At 70.4% G+C, this 17,663-nt stretch carries 13 protein-coding genes; 9 read left to right on the top strand and 4 right to left on the bottom strand.

The features are described from left to right. The first annotated feature begins 32 nt into the window (after positions 1-32). From ACH34W_RS47865 to ACH34W_RS47835, 7 genes are all read left to right on the top strand, one after another. Complete coding sequence (locus ACH34W_RS47865; RefSeq protein ID WP_395967921.1) at positions 33-764, top strand: aspartyl/asparaginyl beta-hydroxylase domain-containing protein; 732 nt, start codon at positions 33-35, stop codon at positions 762-764. Between the two features lie 59 nt (positions 765-823). Continuing rightward, positions 824-1,369: a VOC family protein gene (locus tag ACH34W_RS47860; RefSeq protein ID WP_225993752.1), complete on the top strand. Its 546-nt coding sequence runs from the start codon at positions 824-826 to the stop codon at positions 1,367-1,369. Further along, positions 1,356-2,348, top strand: a complete 993-nt coding sequence (locus ACH34W_RS47855; protein WP_395967920.1) for a hypothetical protein — start codon at positions 1,356-1,358, stop codon at positions 2,346-2,348. The genes ACH34W_RS47860 and ACH34W_RS47855 overlap by 14 nt, the downstream gene beginning before the upstream one ends. Continuing rightward, on the top strand, positions 2,349-3,362 hold the full coding sequence (locus ACH34W_RS47850; RefSeq protein WP_151565995.1) for a class I SAM-dependent methyltransferase: 1,014 nt from the start codon (positions 2,349-2,351) through the stop codon (positions 3,360-3,362). It begins immediately after the preceding gene. 100 nt (positions 3,363-3,462) lie between these two features. Further along, positions 3,463-3,819 carry a cupin domain-containing protein gene (locus ACH34W_RS47845; RefSeq protein ID WP_395967919.1) on the top strand — a complete coding sequence of 119 codons (357 nt, stop codon included), beginning with the start codon at positions 3,463-3,465 and terminating at the stop codon, positions 3,817-3,819. After that, the gene (locus tag ACH34W_RS47840) at positions 3,816-5,621 is read left to right on the top strand and encodes a gamma-glutamyltransferase family protein (RefSeq protein ID WP_151565993.1); all 1,806 of its coding nucleotides are present in this window, start codon (positions 3,816-3,818) and stop codon (positions 5,619-5,621) included. Before ACH34W_RS47845 ends, ACH34W_RS47840 begins: the two co-directional genes overlap by 4 nt. 2 nt (positions 5,622-5,623) lie before the next feature. Beyond that, positions 5,624-6,307: an FMN-binding negative transcriptional regulator gene (locus tag ACH34W_RS47835; protein ID WP_151565992.1), complete on the top strand. Its 684-nt coding sequence runs from the start codon at positions 5,624-5,626 to the stop codon at positions 6,305-6,307. A 333-nt stretch (positions 6,308-6,640) separates the two neighbouring features. Here the strand turns inward: ACH34W_RS47835 and ACH34W_RS47830 are convergent, their stop codons facing one another. Beyond that, a complete protein-coding gene (locus ACH34W_RS47830; RefSeq protein WP_395967918.1) occupies positions 6,641-7,057 on the bottom strand; it encodes a hypothetical protein in 417 nt (138 codons plus the stop codon). 189 nt (positions 7,058-7,246) lie between these two features. Between ACH34W_RS47830 and ACH34W_RS47825 the strand changes: the two genes are divergently transcribed. Further along, a complete protein-coding gene (locus ACH34W_RS47825) occupies positions 7,247-8,143 on the top strand; it encodes a phytanoyl-CoA dioxygenase family protein (RefSeq protein WP_395967917.1) in 897 nt (298 codons plus the stop codon). A gap of 120 nt (positions 8,144-8,263) precedes the next feature. Next, the gene (locus tag ACH34W_RS47820) at positions 8,264-8,503 is read left to right on the top strand and encodes a hypothetical protein (RefSeq protein WP_395967916.1); all 240 of its coding nucleotides are present in this window, start codon (positions 8,264-8,266) and stop codon (positions 8,501-8,503) included. A 116-nt stretch (positions 8,504-8,619) separates the two neighbouring features. On the opposite strand, the gene ACH34W_RS47815 is transcribed toward ACH34W_RS47820, so the two are convergent. The 3 genes from ACH34W_RS47815 to ACH34W_RS47805 are packed head-to-tail and all read right to left on the bottom strand — an operon-like array spanning position 8,620 to position 17,629. Then, entirely contained in the window at positions 8,620-8,826 is a 207-nt protein-coding gene (locus ACH34W_RS47815) for a hypothetical protein (protein WP_395967915.1), read from the bottom strand. A gap of 23 nt (positions 8,827-8,849) precedes the next feature. Further along, positions 8,850-12,638: a condensation domain-containing protein gene (locus ACH34W_RS47810; RefSeq protein ID WP_395967914.1), complete on the bottom strand. Its 3,789-nt coding sequence runs from the start codon at positions 12,636-12,638 to the stop codon at positions 8,850-8,852. Next, positions 12,635-17,629, bottom strand: a complete 4,995-nt coding sequence (locus tag ACH34W_RS47805; RefSeq protein ID WP_395967913.1) for an amino acid adenylation domain-containing protein — start codon at positions 17,627-17,629, stop codon at positions 12,635-12,637. Before ACH34W_RS47805 ends, ACH34W_RS47810 begins: the two co-directional genes overlap by 4 nt. Positions 17,630-17,663 lie beyond the last annotated feature (34 nt).

The following is a 17,663-nucleotide window of genomic DNA, read 5'->3' as shown; positions in this document are numbered from 1 at the left end:
ACTACGTTTCCCGCGGCGCCTATAGGAGCTGCATGCTCTGGACCCCGGGCGGAGCCGATGGCGACGGGGTGGTCACCAAATACGATCACCGCCAGCCCGGCGCGTTCACGGAGTACGGCAACCAGCTTCCCTATCTCCGCGAGCTGATCAGCACGGTTGTCGATCTGGACCGGCTGAACTTCGTGCGGCTGGCGAAGGTACAGAACAGCGTGGCCATGCCGCACCGGGACCTGCTCGAGCTCAGCGACATCCCGGACGACACCCGCAACGCCCACCGGGCGCACATCCCCCTCGCCACCAACGAGAACTGCTTCTTCAGCGAGGGCAACACCGTGTACCGGATGCGCCGGGGCGAGATCTGGTTCCTCGACGCCTCAGTGATCCACTCGCTAGCGGTGCTCTCCACCGAGGCGCGGATCCACCTCATGCTCGACTTCGTGAACGCGCCGTCCGAGAAGCCATTGATCACGATCCCGGGCCACAGCGCCGACGCCGGCATTCCGGAGGACCGAATGGTCAAACGACCACCGGTCACCGATGCCGACCGCGCCAGCCTATTGCGGCTCGCCGACGTCATGACAATGGAAACGGTCGACGAGATATTCAGCATCGTCATCAAAAAGCATTACCGGTACGACGGCGGCGACGACTTCGTGTGGAGCACGATGATTGACATCGCGCGCGCTTGCGAGGACACCGAAGCCCTCCGGCACATCGAGGAGCTGCGTCGCTACTTCACCATCGAACGGTCCCCCTACACGTAGCCGCGCGAGCCGCCGGCTGCCCGAGAAATGCGGAACTCCTCCGAAGACAGGAGAGAACCTTGGCTCCAACCACATCTGACGTGGCCGCGCCGGGCAAGCCCTCCGCCCGCCCGGTTCCGCTGACCGGGGCGATCGACCACGTGGGCATCCAGACGATGGACCTGGGGAACGCCGTCCTCTGGTACCGGGAGTTTCTCGGCTGCACGGTCTCCTGGGAGATGAGCGGCGGCTTCTCCGACCTGAGCCGGCGGCGGCTCCCCGGCCTGACCCGCGTGGTCGAGGTGGCCGTGGGCGACATCCGCCTGCACCTGTTCACCCGCGACCGCGGTACGCACGGGCCACCGGCCGGCGAGGTGAACCAGTTCCAGCACCTGTGCATCCGGGTCGACACGCCGGAACAGCTGCGACTGTGGCGCGGCCGGTATCGGGAGCTGTACGAATCGGGCCGCTTCACCTTCGCTCGCGCCGAGCCGGCCACCGAGATCGACATCGACGGTCAGGGCATGCAGAGCTTCTACGCGTACGATGTGAACGGCCTGGAGCTCGAATTCACCCACCTTCCGGATATCTCCGAGGGAACGGATGCCGCCGATGCATCCGCTTGAGGCACCGGCCGTCGTCACCCCCCTCCCGTCCGGCGCGGAATGGGAGTTCGGCGGTCATCCCTACGGGCTCGAGCCGCTGGCCCTGCCCTCCCGATGGGTACCCCGAACAGTGCCCGTGGATCCGATGCAGATCGAGGAACTGCGGGAACGGCTGGCGCACGCGTCACCCGCCTCGGTCCACGACCTGCGTCCGGACAGTGCCGAGGACATCGACCGTCTGTTCTGGTTCCGGTGGATCACCGCCCACCAGACCACCTTCCTGCTGTGGCAGATGCTCGGGGCCATCCTGCGGGAGAGCGAGGCCGCGCGGGTCGAACACGAGGAGCTCGCCACGCAGGCGCGATTGCTGGTGTGCGGCTATTCGCTGATGCTGATGTACGGAAGCTCCGCCCCCCGGCACATCTACGGACCGGTCATCCGGATGCCGATGGCCCGCCAGCACGTCAATCTCACCGGCGCCTGGGCCCGCGACTATCCACCGGTCCGGCCGCTGATCCGGGGCAAGGTGACGATCGGCTCCGGCACCGTGGCGGAAGCCCTGCGCCACGAGTGCGAACTCAACGAGCAGGTTCACGAGGGGATCGCGGACAAGGTCCTGTCCTCGGGCGAGGTGTCCTTGCTGCAGAGTCCCAAGCCGAAGGGCCGGCAGCAGATCCCCCGGGACACCTTGATGTGGCTGTACGACGGCATCTTCCTGACCAGCCGTGCAGCCGTCTCCCCGCTCGCTGTCGGCAGCCAGCTGGTCCGCCGACTGCACGCCATCTTTCTCGACATCACCGCGAACGGACTGTACCCCTCCTTCGCGCCGAGCGCGCATGAGGAACCGCCCCGCCTGCGGACCCCGGACGTGATGCGACGCAAGGCGGGACTGACGGACTGCGTCCTGGAGATCCTGAGCTTCGTGAGCGCGCCGGCCACCCAGGCCCACCCATCGAGAACGGTCCGGACCAGCTCCACGATGCGAAAGGTTGAGGACTAAATGACCGCCGCGACAACCCATCTGCCCAAGGAAGCGCGATACTGTGCGGATACCTTCAACGGTGCCGTGGCCGCAGCCGCTCTCAGCGCGGCCTGGGACATCGGCTTGTTGGACGAGCTAGCCGACCGGGACGCTGTCGACGTACCCGAGTTCACCGCCCGCACCCGCACCCACCCGGAGGCGGTTCGCCGGATCCTTGTCGCGCTGTCCAGCCGCAGGATCGTGGTCGTCGACGCCGGGCCGAACCTGGCCCGGCGCGGACCGGGATTCGACGAGGCGTTCCGTACCAGGGGCTTCTTCTACTGGCTGACCAGGGGCTGTGGCGAGCTCTTCACCGATCTCACCACCCTGGTTCGCACCGATGAACGCGCCGACCGCCAGATGCGCCGCGATTCGCGGGCGATCAGCGTGGCCTGCCGGAGCATCGCCCGCAATTTCTTCGACCCGCCGCTGCGGGATCTCCTCGACGGTATCGACTACACGACCGTCGCCGATCTCGGCTGTGGCAGCGGCGATCGGATCATCATGTTGGCCGAGCGGCAACCCGCGATCCGGGCCATCGGGGTCGATATCGCCCCGGGGGCGTTGACGGTCGCGGGAGAGGCGGTCCGGGATGCGAACCTAACGGACCGGATCACGCTGCTTCGGGATGATGTGCTGAACATGTCGCCGAGGCCGGAGTACGCCGACGCCGAACTGGTCACCTGCTTCCTCATGGGGCACGACTTCTGGCCACGGGACAACTGCGTGAAGACACTGCAGAAGCTCCGAGAGACCTTCCCCAACGGACGAAACCTCCTCCTCGGCGACACCTGTCGGTCCGTCGGCGTCGAAGGCCCGGACCTGCCCATGTTCACGCTCGGCTTCGAGACCGTGCACGCGATCATGGACCAGTACCTGCCCACGCTCGACGAGTGGTACTCGGTGATCGATGAGAGCGGCTGGCGTCTCGCTGATCAGCGGCTCATCGAACTTCCCGCGTTTAGCTTCATCTTCCACCTGACCCCAGCCTGATCCGTCATCGACGCGGCCGGCGCGGCCGTACCCGGAGGAACACCCCATGGACGCCCCTTCCGCAAGCTCCGCAGTCGCGGCCGCCGCCCCGGCCGCCCGAATGGATCTTCCGCTGTTCCGCGAGATTCCCGGACATTACGCACCCACACCGTTCTACCTGACCGACGACATGTACGGCGGGCTGTGCTTGGAGCTGGCCGGCGGCGAGCTCAGCGACAAGGTGGGAAAGCCGGTGGCCGATCCGCATACCCACGAGTGTCCCGAGATCTATCTGCTGCTGTCACCGAATCCGGGCGGTGGCGTGATCGAGGTGGTCGCCGACGGACGCCACCACACGCTGACCTCGCCGGCGACATTCTTCATCCCGGCCGGTACGGTGCACCACTTCGTCACCCGCAAGGCCGAACCGGGCACGTATTGTCTGGGCCTGCTGCTCACCGGGTCAACCCAACGATGACCGTCCTGCGACCCCAGCTCACCGGTACCTCCGGCGCCGTGGCCTCGACGCACTGGTTGGCGTCCGCCGTCGGCATGGGCATCCTCGACCGGGGTGGCAACGCCTTCGACGCGGCGGCGGCCGCCGGCTTCGCCCTCCAGGTGATCGAGCCGCACTCGAACGGGCCCGGCGGCGACGTCGTGATCTCGGTCTACCCGCGCTCGGCCGGCACGGTACGCGTCATCTGCGGACAGGGCCCGATGCCGCAGGCGGCGACCATCGAGCGGTTCGGCGCGCTCGGCATCGAGCAGATGCCCGCGGCGGGCCTGCTCCCCGCGACCGTGCCGGGCGCGTTCGGCGCCTGGATGCGCCTGCTCGCCGAGTTCGGCACGATGCCACTGGCCACCGTCCTGGAACCGGCGATCGGGTACGCCTCCGGCGGCTACCCGCTGCTGCCCGGCGCCGCGGCGACGGTCGCGGCGATGGCTCCGCTGTTCCGGACGGAGTGGACCGCGTCCGCGCGCACCTACCTGCCCGACGACGCGGTACCGGCGGCCGGCGCCCGGATGCGCAACGCCGCGCTGGCCGGCACCTACGAGCGGCTGCTGCGCGAGGCGCGGGCCGCGTCGACCGACCGGGAGGCCCAGCTCGAGGCGGCCCGGGCGGCCTTCTACGAGGGCTTCGTCGCCGACGCGATCGACGGCTTCGCGCGTACCACCGAGGTGCTCGACTCCACCGGCGGCCGGCACCGCGGCCTGCTCACCGGCGACGACCTGGCTGCCTGGCAGCCTGCCGTCGAGGAACCGTGCGCGCTGCCGTACGGCGACTTCACCGTCTACAAGCCGGGGCCGTGGTCGCAGGGCCCGGTCTTCCTCCAGCAGCTGGCGATCCTGTCCGGCTGCGACCTGCGCAGCATGGGGCTCGGCACCGTCGACTACGTCCACACCCTCGCGGAGGCGGCTAAGCTCGCGTTCGCCGACCGCGAGGCCTGGTACGGGGACCCGGCGCACACACCGGTGCCGATGGCCGAGCTCCTGGCGCCGGAGTACACCGCGCGGCGGCGCTCGCTGATCGGCGACCGTGCGGCCCTCGACCCCCAACCCGGCCGGGTGGGCCCCGGCCGGCCCTGGATCCCGCAGGCCAAACCGGAGCAGCCGGGCGCCGACGAGCCGGACTGGATGACCCAGCTGCGCAGCGGCATACCCACCGTGACCGCCGGGGCGCCGCAGGCCGGCGCCGGGAACACCTGCACCGTCGCGGTCGCGGACCGGTGGGGAAACCTGGCCGTGGCCGTGCCCAGCGGCGGCTGGCTCAAGAGCTCACCGGTGATCCCCGATCTCGGCTTCCCGCTCGGCACCCGCGGCCAGACCGCCTGGCTCGTCGACGGCCACCCGAACTCGCTGGCACCCGGCCGGCGTCCGCGCACGACGCTGAGCCCCAGTATCGTGCTGCGCGACGGCGAGCCGTTCCTGGCGTTCGGCACGCCGGGCGGTGACCAGCAGGACCAGTGGACGCTCCAGGTGTTCCTCGCGATCGCGGAGTTCGGGCTGGAACCGCAGGCCGCGACCGAGCTCCCCGCCGTCAACATCGACCACTTCGCGCAGTCGTTCGCGCCGCGCGCCTCCCGGCCGGGCGTGCTGGTCGCGGAACGCTCGCTCGGGCCCGAGGTGCTCGTCGGCCTGGAGCGGAAGGGCCACCGGCTCGACGTGGTGCCGGCGTCCACCCTCGGCAAGGTCTGCGCCGCCGGTGTCGACCCGGATACCGGCTTCCTTCGGGCCGCGACCGGCCCGCGCGGCCGCCAGGCCTACGGAGTGTGTCGGTAGCCATGTTCGTACCGAGCCACTACCGGATCAAGGACGAGGACTGGCACCACCGGATCATCGACGGCCACCCCCTCGCGACGCTCACCACGAACGGGACGACCGCTCCCCTGGCCACCCGCCTGCCGGCCCTGGTCGCGCCGGGTGAACCCGAGTCCGGCCCGCTGGCCGGCACCGAGATCCTCGGCCACCTCAACCGCGCCAACCCGCACTGGAAGGCGCTCACGGACGGCACGTACGCCCGGCTGATGTTCGACGGGCCGGGCGGCTTCGTCACGCCGGCCGTCTACCCCGGCGACCCGTCCGCGCCGACGTGGAACTTCGCGGCCGTGCACGTCTGCGGCCGCCTACGGTTGATCCGCGGGCGGGAGGAGACACTCGAGGTCGTCCGGTGGACGGCCGCTCGCCTGGAGGATCGCTTCGGCGCGGGCTGGGACCAGACCTCCTCGGTCGACTACTTCCGCCGGATCGTGCACGGCGTCGGTGCCTTCCGGCTGACGATCGAGTCGGTGGAGGCGCTGTTCAAACTCAGCCAGGAGAAGCCGGCGGACGTGCAGGAGTCGGTGATCCGCCGCTACGAGGCGGATCCCAGCGGCGCCGGCTGGCCGATCGCCCGGCTGATGCGGGAGGCCGGGATGGGCGGCTCCGCCGGATCGCCGGACGACACCGTGTCCTCCTGCCCCTTCTGACCTGCCCTGCGAGCCGTTGGGCCCTAACAGGACCGCATCTCAGTTGATTTGGGGTTGAGCCGGTCGGCTTGCCGACAACAGATCAGAGCGGATGCCAGGCGCAGGAATCCGGTGTAGTGGTAAGCGGCGGGCCAGCCGACGGAACCGGCTGACCCACTCCAGGCAGCGTTCGATGGGATGTGGTTCGCTGTTTGCGCGGCGTGGCACTCACCGAGTAGTTGGCCGTGTTCGTGGCAGGTGTGGCAGACGACCAGAATCTTGCGGCCGGGAGTAGCAGCAGCACTGCGGCTGGAAGTCGCCCGAGCGGTCAGCGCTCCTGCTCGGTGGGCGCTTTCACTCGGTTCGGGTATCGGCCTCGAGCACGGTGAGGTCGCGCACCGCGTACCGGTGATGCTCGGCCTCTTCCTTGAGCACGACGCTGAGGCAGCGGCGTACGACGTAGTCCTTGTCCGGATAGAGGTCGGCCGGCTTGCGACCACATACCCGGTCGAGCTCGGCCTCGGACGTGGGCTCACGACCCAGCACCCGGTTGGGATGCAGCCGATCGAGCTCGGCCTCGACGTAGGCGGTCACGTCGACGTCATTGACAACGACACGCTCGAAGCCGCCACCGAGGGAGACGTTACCCCCATAGCAGTCCACGATCTTCAGGCCGGTGACGTCGCAATCACGAATCTCGAGGCCGGAGAGGTCGCACAGATGGATGCGGGCACCACGGAACTGGTCACCTTGGGTGTACTCAGCAGGCATCTGTACAGCGTCCCGTATCCGTGCCGTACCGATGCAGACCCCCGTTTCAGTGACAAGACCCGTCCGTCCGCGCCGCCTATGGTTGGCTCAGCTGGCGTGTCAGTAGCCTCCATCGGCACTGGCCCGCCCGCATTCCTCGTTCCAGGCATGTCCGGCTGGCAGGTACCTCATCGAAAGAAGGGGGTCAAGGTGGCGGAAAGCACGAGCGACCCGGCGATCCGAGGGCTGACGGCCGAACAGGTGGAGTCCTTCAAGGAGAACGGGTTCCTTGGGCCGTTCGACCTCTATGCCGAGGACGAGGCTCCGCTGGTCTGGAGCCAGGCCATGATCGAGATGGTCACGTCGGCGAACAAGCCGCACAACTCGACCACCATCAACTGCGACCGGCACCTGGACTGCGACACGTTGTCACGGCACATTGCCCAGCCGGCGATCGTCCACAAGCTTCGCAGCCTCATGGATGACGACATCATGTGCTGGAAGACGCACATCTTCGAGAAGGAGCCCGGCGGCTCGGGAACGGGCTGGCACCAGGTCGAGGCATTCACTGTGTACAACGAGTCGGAAACCGTCTCGTATCCCTCGCTGCGCTACACCGAGGAGTCCACGGCCGCCACGCAGGAGCTGTTCGTCTGGACGGCCTTCTCCTCGACGGACAAGGCGCACGGCTGCCTACGCTTCCTGCCCGGCAGCCACAAGCAGTCCTACAACGTGGAGAACAAGTCCCACAACGGCTACGACTACTCAGAGCTCAAGCTTGACAAGGACTGGGATCCGAACAGTCACGAGATCGTCGACATGGAGTTGAAGCCCGGCCAGTTCGTCATCTTCCTGGCCAAGTGCGTCCACGGCTCGAACCCGAACATCAGTGCCGACAAGCGCCTCGGGTTGGCGTCCCGCTACATCTCGCCGTCCGTGCGGGTCTACGAGCACATCAACCGTCTCAGCGGGTTCGGCGACGCGATCGACCTCGACTACCACGGATGCGTCATGGTGTCCGGCGAGGACAAGTACGGGCACAACCGGATGCACCGGGAGAACCTCAACGGCTTCCCCTTCCCGAAGCTCGAGTCCGACGGCCACTGACGACTACCGGCAGAGGTTCGCCGAGATCCTCGCGCGACCCAACCCACGGGCGCCGACCTCGCCGACGAGCAGATCGTCCAGGCGAAGTCCCGGCAGGAACTGGGCATCAGCTCGCTCAACATGATCATCGTGCTGATGAACTACATCAAGAAGTACACGGACGGCACCATCACAGTCCGTCCGGAATGGGTCCCCCGGCTCAACGACATCGACGGCATCGCCGACGTCCTCCGCGAGATCGACAAGCACGTGCGTTGGCCGAACGGTCCGGAAGTGGCGGTGATCGAGCGTCGCAACCTTCCGGCTCGCGGATCCGCTCGACCAGCGCGATCACGCTTGCGTCAACCACCCCGAGGCTGAGGTCGGCATAGGAGCGCTGCAGGTCTCGGCAGCGGTCAGCCGCATGTGGCACCAGCAGTCGAGTTCGGCCATGACCAATTCGGGAACGAACAGCACGCCGGTATCGCAGATGAGGCTCATCCGCGGAAGTCGTGCGCCACCAGCTCGGCGGTCAGCTCGGCCGCGGATAGACCGTCCGTGGTCCGGGCGTACCCGGTGCGGGGCTTACGTCCCCGGCGCAAGTCGGCGGCAGACTTGATGACTGCCTCGGCCAGGACGAAGGTCAGCGGGACGCCGCGTCGCTCAGCCTCCAGGGTGGCCAGGTCCTCGCGTGGAGCGGCCAACGCGGCCACACGGCCGGGCGCGCTCAGATTTCCTCGTAGCCCATCCGCCGGGCGATCGCGGAGCTGATCGCCGCCGCCAGTTGGTCGGCGTGCTCCTGGTCGAAGAGGCTCAGGTGGTTTCCCTTGATCTCGACGGTCGTCACCTCGGCGGCGACGGCGGACCAGCCGCGGTCGCCGTCCATGTAGCCGGCCGGGAACGGCGGCGCGTCGGCGGGCAGCGGGTCGCTCGCGCGCAGGAGGTCCACCTCGGCCGGGTAGTACTCCGGCCGGTAGTCGAGGAACGCCGCGCGGTTGCGTTCGACGGTCTCGGCCAGCTCGGCCTGCGTCGCCGGGGTGGCGTCGGCCCCCTCCAGGCGCAGCACGTCCAGCGCCAGGACCGAAGCCCGGACCCGGGCCGCGTCCGCCGCCGCGGACATGAACGCGGGCGGCGCCCAAGTGTCCAGCAGCAGGGTCGCGGCGACCCGCTCGTTGCGATGCAGCCAGCGGCGGGCCATCTCCAGCGCCACGGCGCCGCCCATCGACCAGCCGGCGACCACGACCGGGGCGACGCCGCGTACCGCGTCGACCTCGTCAACGTAGCGGGCCGCGATCTCCTCGATCGACGCCGGCGGAACGTCCGGCGGCGACTGAAGCGCGTACACCGCGAACTCCCGCCCGAGCCGCTTGGCCACCTGGTAGAACGGCAGCACCGAACCGCTCGCGGCGTGCACGAAGACCACCAGCGGCGCGCCCGGGTGCTCGACCAGGCTCACCAGCGAGTCCACGCCCACTGCAGGTCGCATCGCGCCCAGCGTCGCCGCCAGCGCGCGGACCGTCGGGCCGGTGAACACGTCCAGGACGCTCGGCTTCAGCCCGAACTCGCTCGCGCAATCCTCGATCAGCTTGAAGACCAGCAGCGAGTGGCCACCCATGTTGAAGAAGCTCTCGGTGACCGAGACCGAGTCCCGGCGCAGGACCCGGCAGAAAATCCCGACCAGCCGCGCCTCCAGCTCGGTCTCGGGTGCGTCGGTGCGGTCAGCTTCCGTGTCGCGGTCCCGGAGGTCGAGCAGCGCGGCCACGTCGATCTCGCCGCTGCCCCTCCGGGGGATCTGCTCCACTACCGTGACGGTTGCCGGCATCAGGTACTCCGGCAGCCGCGCAGCGGCGCCGTCGACGAGTCTTCTCCCGGACAGCTCACATTCCCCGTCCGGCACCACGAAGGCGGCGAGGCCGCCGTCCGGCGCCGCGGTCACGACGGCGCGCCACACGCCGTCCTGGTCGGTGAAGGCCGCCTCGATCTCGGCCGGCTCGACGCGCAGGCCGTGGATCCGGACCTGCCGGTCGATCGGGCCAAGGTGCTCCAGCACCCCGTCCTCCCGGTGCCGGCAGAGCTCGCCGGTGCGGAACATGCGGGCGCCGGGGGCAGCGAACGGGTCGGCCACGAACCGGTGCGCGGTCAGCGCCGGCCGCCGGTGGTATCCGCGAGCGAGGCCGATCTCGCCGCCGACGTAGAGCTCACCGACCACGCCGATCGGCACCGGCGCCAGCGCCTCGTCCAGTACGTAGAGGGCACGGTGGCCGGCTGGCCGGCCCTGGTCGGTGACCCGTCCGGTCTCGGCCGGCCCGTAGCCGGCGACGAGGTCGCCCGGGAACCCGGCCACGTCCGGCACCATCGACGGCACGACCGACAGCGTCGTGACGCCGTACGCCTCCACATAGTCCGCCAGCCGCCGCGGGTCCCGGTGCACCGCTGGCGGCGCCAACGCGACCGTCGCGCCCTGCGACAGCGGCCAGAAGCAGTCCTCGGGCGTCGCCAGGAGCGCCACGTCGCCGGCACCGAGGGGATGGTCGTGCTGAAGTTGCGCCAGCTCGGCCAGCGCCCCCTCGACCGGGTAGGCGATCGCGGCCGGCCGGTCGGTGGCGTGCGCCGTGTAGCGCAGGCACAACAGGTCGTACCCAGTTGCCTCGACCGGCAGGTCGTCGGCGGGCGCCCCGGCCCACTGGCCGGGCTCCGCAAACGAGCGCACCTGCCACGGTCCTGCCGGCACGCGGCCCGCCGTCGACCCGTCAATGATCACCGCAGCCGGGGCGGCACCGTCCAGCATCGCCCCGAGCCGGCCCTCCTCCGGATCGAGCGTTACGTACGGGGCGCCGACCTTAGCCGCGGCAAGCAGCGCGACCGTCTGGTCGACCCCAGGGGAAAGGCACAGCGCCACGACGTTTCCCGGACCGACCCCGGTGTCGCGCAGGAACCACGCCAGCCGGTTGGCCCGGGCGTTCAACTCGGCGTAGCTGAACTGGCCCTCGGCACCGCGCACCGCGATCGCGTCCGGGGCGCGCCGGACCTGCTCCTCGAACGGCTGCGCCAGCGTGCAGTACGCGACGTCCGGCCGGACGTCCCGGTTGAGCCCGTGCAGAACGCGCTCTCGCTCTGCCTGCGACAGCAGCGGCAGCTCGAACGCTCGCGCGTCCGGCCGCTCGGCGGCCGCGGCCAGCAGACGCTCGAGGACACCTGCGGATCGGAGCGCGGTCCCCCGGTCGAACAGGTCGGCCGAGTACACCATGATGCCGCCGAGCGCGTCGCCGTCCGGGTGCAGGATCAGGGCCAGGTCTACCGGCATGGAGTTCGTATTCAGCGCTACACTCTTCTCGGCCGCCCGGCCCGAGCCGCCGACCGGGTGCTGCAGAGTGATCATGGTCTGGAACACCTGGTTCACCCCGGACAGCCGGGGCAACCCTAGTTCGGCCACCACCCGGGCGTACGGTACGGCCTGATGGTCGTGTGCCTCCAGGAAGGCCTCGTGCACCCGGCGGACGACCTCGCGGAACGTCGGGTCGCCGGACAAGTCGGTGCGCAGTGGCACCGACCTCACGAAGCAGCCCACCATCGACTCGGCGACCTCCTGGTCCCGGCCGGCCAGCGGGACGCCGACGAGGATGTCCCGCTGCCCCGCCATCCGGGCCAGGAACAGCTTGTACGCGGCCAGGACGACAACGAACACGGTGACCCCGTCGTCTGTCGCCAGCCGCTGCAGCCGAGTCAGCAACGAACCGGGAATCGTGACCGGCACGGTGGATGCGGCCCGGCTGGCTCGGGCCGGCCGGGGATGGTCCCTCGGCAGGTCCAGCACCGGCAGGTGACCGGACAAATTGTGGGTCCAGTAGGCCAGGTCGCGCTGGACCTTCGCCTCGTCGGTGTTCTCGCGTTCCCAGGCCACGTAGTCGAGGAAGCCAACCGGCGGGGGCGGGTCGAGTGTCCGGCCGGCCAGCAACGCGTCCAGCTCCCGGACGACCTGCTCCCGGGAGAGTCCGTCGGCGACCAGGTGGTGGAAGTTGGTCGCCAGCATGGTGCGCTCGCCGGGCAACGCGAATCCGATGATCGTGAAGAAGCACGGCTCGTCGAGCGGGATCGGACGCTGGGCGGCCCGGTTGCTGATCTCGGTGGCGCGCGCCGCCGCCTCGTCCGCCGGCAGGTGCCGCAGGTCGTGCCAGGTCACCGGCGGCTCGATCGGGCCGCAGTCCTGCTGCATCGGGACACCGTCGCGCTCGAACATCCGCACTCGCAGGATGTCGTGCCGGGCCATCAGCTCCGCCACTGCGGCGCGCAGTGTCGAATGGTCCAGTGCCCCCTCCATGACCTGCAGGTCCGGAATGCTGTACTCGCTGCTGTCCGGGTACTGCCGGCAGGAGAACCAGATCCCCGCCTGCGGCGGGTTGAGCGGAACGGCGGTCCCCGGCGGCACCGGGCTGATGCGCGGCACTTCGACCGCGGTGGCCCGCTCGCGCAGCAACTTCATGAGCAGCCGCTGCTTGTTCGCGTCCAATGTGGTCATCGGCTTACCCCTCCCGGGTCGCCGAGCCGCTCGGCGACGTCGTCGTCGGGCATCGTGGCCACCTCGGCGGCCAGCGCCGTCTCCAGGTACCCGGCCACGCCCGCGATCGTCGGTGCGTCGAAGAACTGCCGGACGGTGATCGATACCCCGAACCGGGTCTTGATTCGGTGCAGCATCTGCAGGGCCGACAGTGAGGTGCCGCCGACGGAGAAGAAGTTCTGGTTGCGACCGACCTGGTTGACCTGCAGCAGGTCGCACCACACCTCGGCGACTTCCGCCTCGATCAGCGAGGTGACCTCCGAGACACCGGTCCGGGCCTCCCGGTCCCGGATAGTGGGAACGGGCAGCGCCTGCCGGTCCACCTTGCCAGACGGGGTCAGCGGCAGGGCATCCAGCTTCACGTACACCGCCGGCAGCAGATACTGGGACAAGTACCCGGCCAGGTACTCGGCAACCTCGGGGATGAAGGCGTCCGGCCCGACCACATAGGCCACGATCTCCTTGACGCCGGGCTCGTCCTCCCGGATCGCCACCACCGCCCGCTCGACCGCCGGGTGGGTGTCCAGCACCGCCTCGATCTCGCCGGGCTCCACCCGCACGCCCCTGACCTTGGCCTGATTGTCCGCCCGGCCGGCGTAGTGCAGCAGGCCGTCGTCGTCCAGGCTGGCGAGGTCGCCGGTACGGTACAGCCGCTCCCCCGGCACCACCGGGCAGGGATGCGGCAGGAACCGTTGCGCCGTCAGCTCCGGCTGTCCGAGGTAGCCGCGGGCCAAGCCGTTCACACCGGCGACGTACAGCTCGCCGACCACGCCAGGCGGGATCGGCCGGAGCGCTTCGTCCAGCACGTACAGCCGGTAGCCGTTGACCGCCCGGCCCATCGGGACGCCGCCGCCGGCCGGCCAGGCGCGCCCGGTCCAGAGCGCGACCTCCGAGGTCTCCGTCTGGCCGTACGCGTTGTGCAGGTCGAGATCGAAGTGGGCGGCGAACCGCTCCAGAAGCGCCGCCGGCACCGCCTCGCCGGAGGTCTGCACGCAGCCGAGGTCCGGGTACTTGGTGGCCGGAACGGTGGCCAGGTACATGTCCAGCATCGACGGTACGAAGTGGGCCAGCACCGTGCCCGGCGCGGCGAGCAGCTCGGCCAGGTACGGCACGTCCGTCTCCGAGCCCGCCTCGGCCAGCTCGACTGTGGCGCCGGCGGCGAGCGTCGCGAAGATCTCCCAGATCGCGACGTCGAAGATCAACGGCGTCTTGTGCACGACTCGTCGGCCGGGCTCGAGCTCGTACCGCCGGGCGATCCACTCCACCCGGGACGCCGCGCAGCCGTGGTCGATGACGACGCCCTTGGGCCGGCCCGTGGACCCCGACGTGTAGTAGACGAAGGCCGTGTTCCGCGGGCGGATCCGACGGTGACTCCGGTCCGGCGCGGCCGCGTCGGCGATCGGCGCGGCCGCGTCGACGATCGGCAGGCCCTCCAGCCCGGCCGGCGGCGGCCCCGCGCTGATCACCGCCGCCATCTCGCAGTCGGCGGCTATCCAGCGCAGGCGCTCGGCCGGGTAGCCGGCATCCAGCGGTACGAAGCCGGCACCCGCGCGGAGTACCCCGAGAAGCGCCGCGATCGACTCCACCGAGCGCGGGACGCACACCCCGACCAGGGACTCCGGCCCGATGCCAGCGGCCGCCAGCGCGGTCGCCACCGCCTCGGCGCGGGCGTCCAGGTCCGCGTAGCTGACCGAGCTCGTCCACGCCTGCACGGCCACCGCGTCCGGGTCCCGGGCCAGCGCGGCATGGAAACCATCGTGCAGCAGCGTCCCGGCGGCGACGCGGTCCTCGTGGCCGGCGTTGATCGCGGCCAGCTGGGCGGTGACCGAGGCGGCGGGCAGTAGCGGCAGCTCGGCCAGCTGGGCCGACGGGTCCGCCAGTGCCGATTCGAGGAGCGTCAGCAAGGCTTCCTGCCAGCGGACAGCGGACGGGCGGTCAAACCGGCGGGTGGCGTACTCCACCTCGCCGACCAGCGTCCCGTCGTCCAGCCGCAGCGTGCAGGTCAGCGCGACCTTGGCGGTACCGGAGTGGATCAGCTGCTCGGTGATCTGAAGGCCGTGGATCTCGCCGCCGCCGTCCATCGGGGTGGACTCGAAGACGAACATGGTCTGGAAGACGGGGTTGTCGGCCCCGCCGGAGGAAAGACCGCCGACCATCTCCGCGAACGGCAGCTCCTGCCGGGACAGCGCCTCGGCCAGCGCCGCGTCGGTGCGCTCCACCAGGTCCCGGAAGCGCATGCCGGGGGTGAATCGCATCCGCAGCGGCACGGTGTTGACCAGGTAGCCGATCAGGTCCTCGGTACCGGGCCGGACCCGGCCGGCCATCGGGACCCCGACCACCACGTCGTCCGCGCCGCCGGTCATCCGGTGCAGCGTGCCGAGGAAGCCGGCCAGCAACACGCCGAACGGAGTAGATCCATAAGCGCGGGCCACCCGCTCCACCGCGGCCAGGCCGACGCCGGCGAGCTCGAGCGGTATCGAGAACCCGGCCTGCCCCTCCGCCCCGGTCGGCCGACCGGGTTCCAGCACCGGCGCGTCGCCGTCGACCTGCTCCGCCCAGTACCGCCGCTGCCCGGCCGCCTCCTCCGAGCCCAGCCAGCGCTCCTGCCAGGCCACGTAGTCGGCGAACCGCACGGACGGCGCCGGCAGCGGGCGGTCCTGGTACAGCGCGGCGAACTCTCGCCAGAACACTCCCAGCGACCATGCGTCAAAGACGCTGTGGTGCACATCGAGCAACCACAGGTGCTGCTCGTCGTCGACCCGGTAGCAGCAGGACCGCACCAGCGGTCCGGCGGACAGGTCGAACGGCCGGGCCGCCTCGGCCTCTGCCAGGCGCACCGCGACCGCCCGGTCGGCGACGGATCTCACCTCGGTACGGACCGGCTCTGGCGGCTGGAGCCGGGACCAGACGCGGCCGTCCCGTTCCGCGAGGGTGGTCCGCAACGCCTCGTGCCGCTCCACCAGCGCGGTGAGCGCGGCATCCATCCGCTCGATGTCGAGCGGGCCGGAAATCCAGTATCCGAGGGGTACGGCGTAGGTCGCGACACCATGCTGCAGCCGGTCCAGGTACCACAGCGCTGCCTGGCCGCGCGAGGCCGGCCGCCATTCGTCGTGCTCGCCGGACGCCGCGACGACTCCGCCGCCGGTGTCTCGCCGGCCGGTCCCCTTGACCAGCGCGGCGAGGGCGGTCACGGTCGGGGCGGAGCGCAGCTCGTTGAACGATAGAGCCGCACCGGTGGCCCGGGCGATGCCGCTGAGCAGTTGCAGACCGCGCAGGGAGTCGCCGCCGGCCGCGAAGAAGTCCCCGTCGGCGCCGACCGGCCGGCCCAGCACGTCGGCGACGAGTCGCGCGACGACGCCTTCCACACCGGAGGACGTGGCCGCGTCGGGCTCGCCCGCGCCGGCCAGGGCGGGGGCGGCGGGTGGTGGTGGCGGCAGCTCGGACGGCAGCACCTTTCTGTTCAGCGGGGACCGCGGGATCCGGTCCAGCCAGACGATGGTCCGCGGGAGCATGACGGCGGGCAGCCGGTCGGCCAGTTCGGCGCGGAGCGCTGCGTCCGCGGCCGGCGTGTGCTCCCCCTCGACGTATGCGATCAGCCGGGCGCCGGAAACCGGGTCGTCGGCCGCGACCACGACGGCGTCGCGTACGCCGGCACAGGCCCGCACCGCGTTCTCCACCTGGCCGGGCTCGACCCGGAACCCGCGAATCTTGACCTGGCGGTCGGACCGGCCGAGGAACTGCAGGTTCCCGTCCGGCAGCCGGTTGGCCCGGTCACCGGTCCGGTACATCCGGGCGCCGGGCGGCCCGAACGGGTCCGGCCAGAACCGGTCGGCGGTGGTTGACGGCGCACCCAGATAGCCGCGCGCCAGCCCGAAGCCCGCGATCCACACGTCCCCCGGTTCCCCGTCGGCCACCGGCGCCAGCTCGTCGTCGAGCAGGTATACGGTCACCCCGGGCAGTGGTCGCCCGATCGGCACGAGTCCGACGTCGGGCAGGTTCGCCGGGTCCGGCCGGTAGGTGGTGCAGCTGATCGTGGTCTCGGTGGGCCCGTAGTCGGCGATGAAGTCCACGGGTCGCGAGCCGACAGCCTCCACCCAGACGGCGAGCCGGTCCATCCGCAGCTTGTCCCCGCCGACGAACACGGTGCGCAGGCTGTCGGGCAGCGACACGATCCCGGCGACGAGATCGTCCACCCACTGGTGCCAGTAGTTGCTCGGGAGGCTCACCATGGTCGCCCCGCGGGCCTTCATCACGTCGGTCAGCTCGACGCTGGTCGGACGGGGCGTGTCCGGCAGCACGACCGCGGCGCCGGCCAGCCACGCCGGCAGCATCTCCTCCAGCGAGGCGTCGATGTGCATCGAGGTGAACTGCAGGAACCGGTCGGACGACCGCAGGCCCAGCTCCGCCTGGATCGCAGCGGCGTGTTGGGCCAGGCTGGCATGCGAGACCCCGACGGCCTTCGGCCGGCCGGTCGAGCCGGAGGTGAAGGCGCAGTACGCGAGATTGCCGGGCCACAGCGCCGGCCGGGCACCAGTCGGGTCCGGTTCGGCCGAGCCGACCGGTTCAGCCATGAGGTCGGCCAGGTCGACCACCGAGAACCCGGCACCGTCGAACGTCCGCTCCGGTCCACCGCGGAGCACCAGCTCCACCTCGGCGTCGGCCAGCATCCCCGCCACCAGCCCGGCGGGCAGCGCGGCGTCCAGCGGAACGTAGACGCCACCGGCCTTCCACACCGCGAGCACCGTCACCAGCCAGCGGGCGGACTGTTCGACGGCGACCCCGACCCGGACCTCCGGCCGCACACCGCGCACAGCGAGCCGGTCGGCCAGCTCGCCGGCCCGCTCGTCGAGCTGGCGGAAGCTCAGGACACCGTCACCGGACATGATCGCAGGCGCGTCCGGGGTGCGCGCCGCCTGGGCCTCGATCAACTGATGTACGCAGAGATCGGACATCGATCGCCTACCTCCATCCGTGCCGTAGAGATGA

Origin of the sequence: Actinomadura sp. 6N118, from assembly GCF_044326415.1 — a bacterium.
Lineage (GTDB): Bacteria > Actinomycetota > Actinomycetes > Streptosporangiales > Streptosporangiaceae > Spirillospora.
The sequence above is the reverse complement of the archived record's forward strand: the minus strand, read 5'-3'. Positions and strand labels throughout refer to the sequence as shown.

Excerpts from the sequence above, each read along its gene's own strand:
- ACH34W_RS47865 (WP_395967921.1), top strand. The coding sequence starts at position 33 with ATGCTCTGGACCCCGGGCGGAGCCGATGGCGACGGGGTGGTCACCAAA.
- ACH34W_RS47855 (WP_395967920.1), top strand. The coding sequence starts at position 1,356 with ATGCATCCGCTTGAGGCACCGGCCGTCGTCACCCCCCTCCCGTCCGGC.
- ACH34W_RS47850 (WP_151565995.1), top strand. The coding sequence starts at position 2,349 with ATGACCGCCGCGACAACCCATCTGCCCAAGGAAGCGCGATACTGTGCG.
- ACH34W_RS47845 (WP_395967919.1), top strand. The coding sequence starts at position 3,463 with ATGGATCTTCCGCTGTTCCGCGAGATTCCCGGACATTACGCACCCACA.
- ACH34W_RS47840 (WP_151565993.1), top strand. The coding sequence starts at position 3,816 with ATGACCGTCCTGCGACCCCAGCTCACCGGTACCTCCGGCGCCGTGGCC.
- ACH34W_RS47835 (WP_151565992.1), top strand. The coding sequence starts at position 5,624 with ATGTTCGTACCGAGCCACTACCGGATCAAGGACGAGGACTGGCACCAC.
- ACH34W_RS47830 (WP_395967918.1), bottom strand. The coding sequence starts at position 7,057 with ATGCCTGCTGAGTACACCCAAGGTGACCAGTTCCGTGGTGCCCGCATC.
- ACH34W_RS47820 (WP_395967916.1), top strand. The coding sequence starts at position 8,264 with ATGATCATCGTGCTGATGAACTACATCAAGAAGTACACGGACGGCACC.
- ACH34W_RS47810 (WP_395967914.1), bottom strand. The coding sequence starts at position 12,638 with ATGACCACATTGGACGCGAACAAGCAGCGGCTGCTCATGAAGTTGCTG.
- ACH34W_RS47805 (WP_395967913.1), bottom strand. The coding sequence starts at position 17,629 with ATGTCCGATCTCTGCGTACATCAGTTGATCGAGGCCCAGGCGGCGCGC.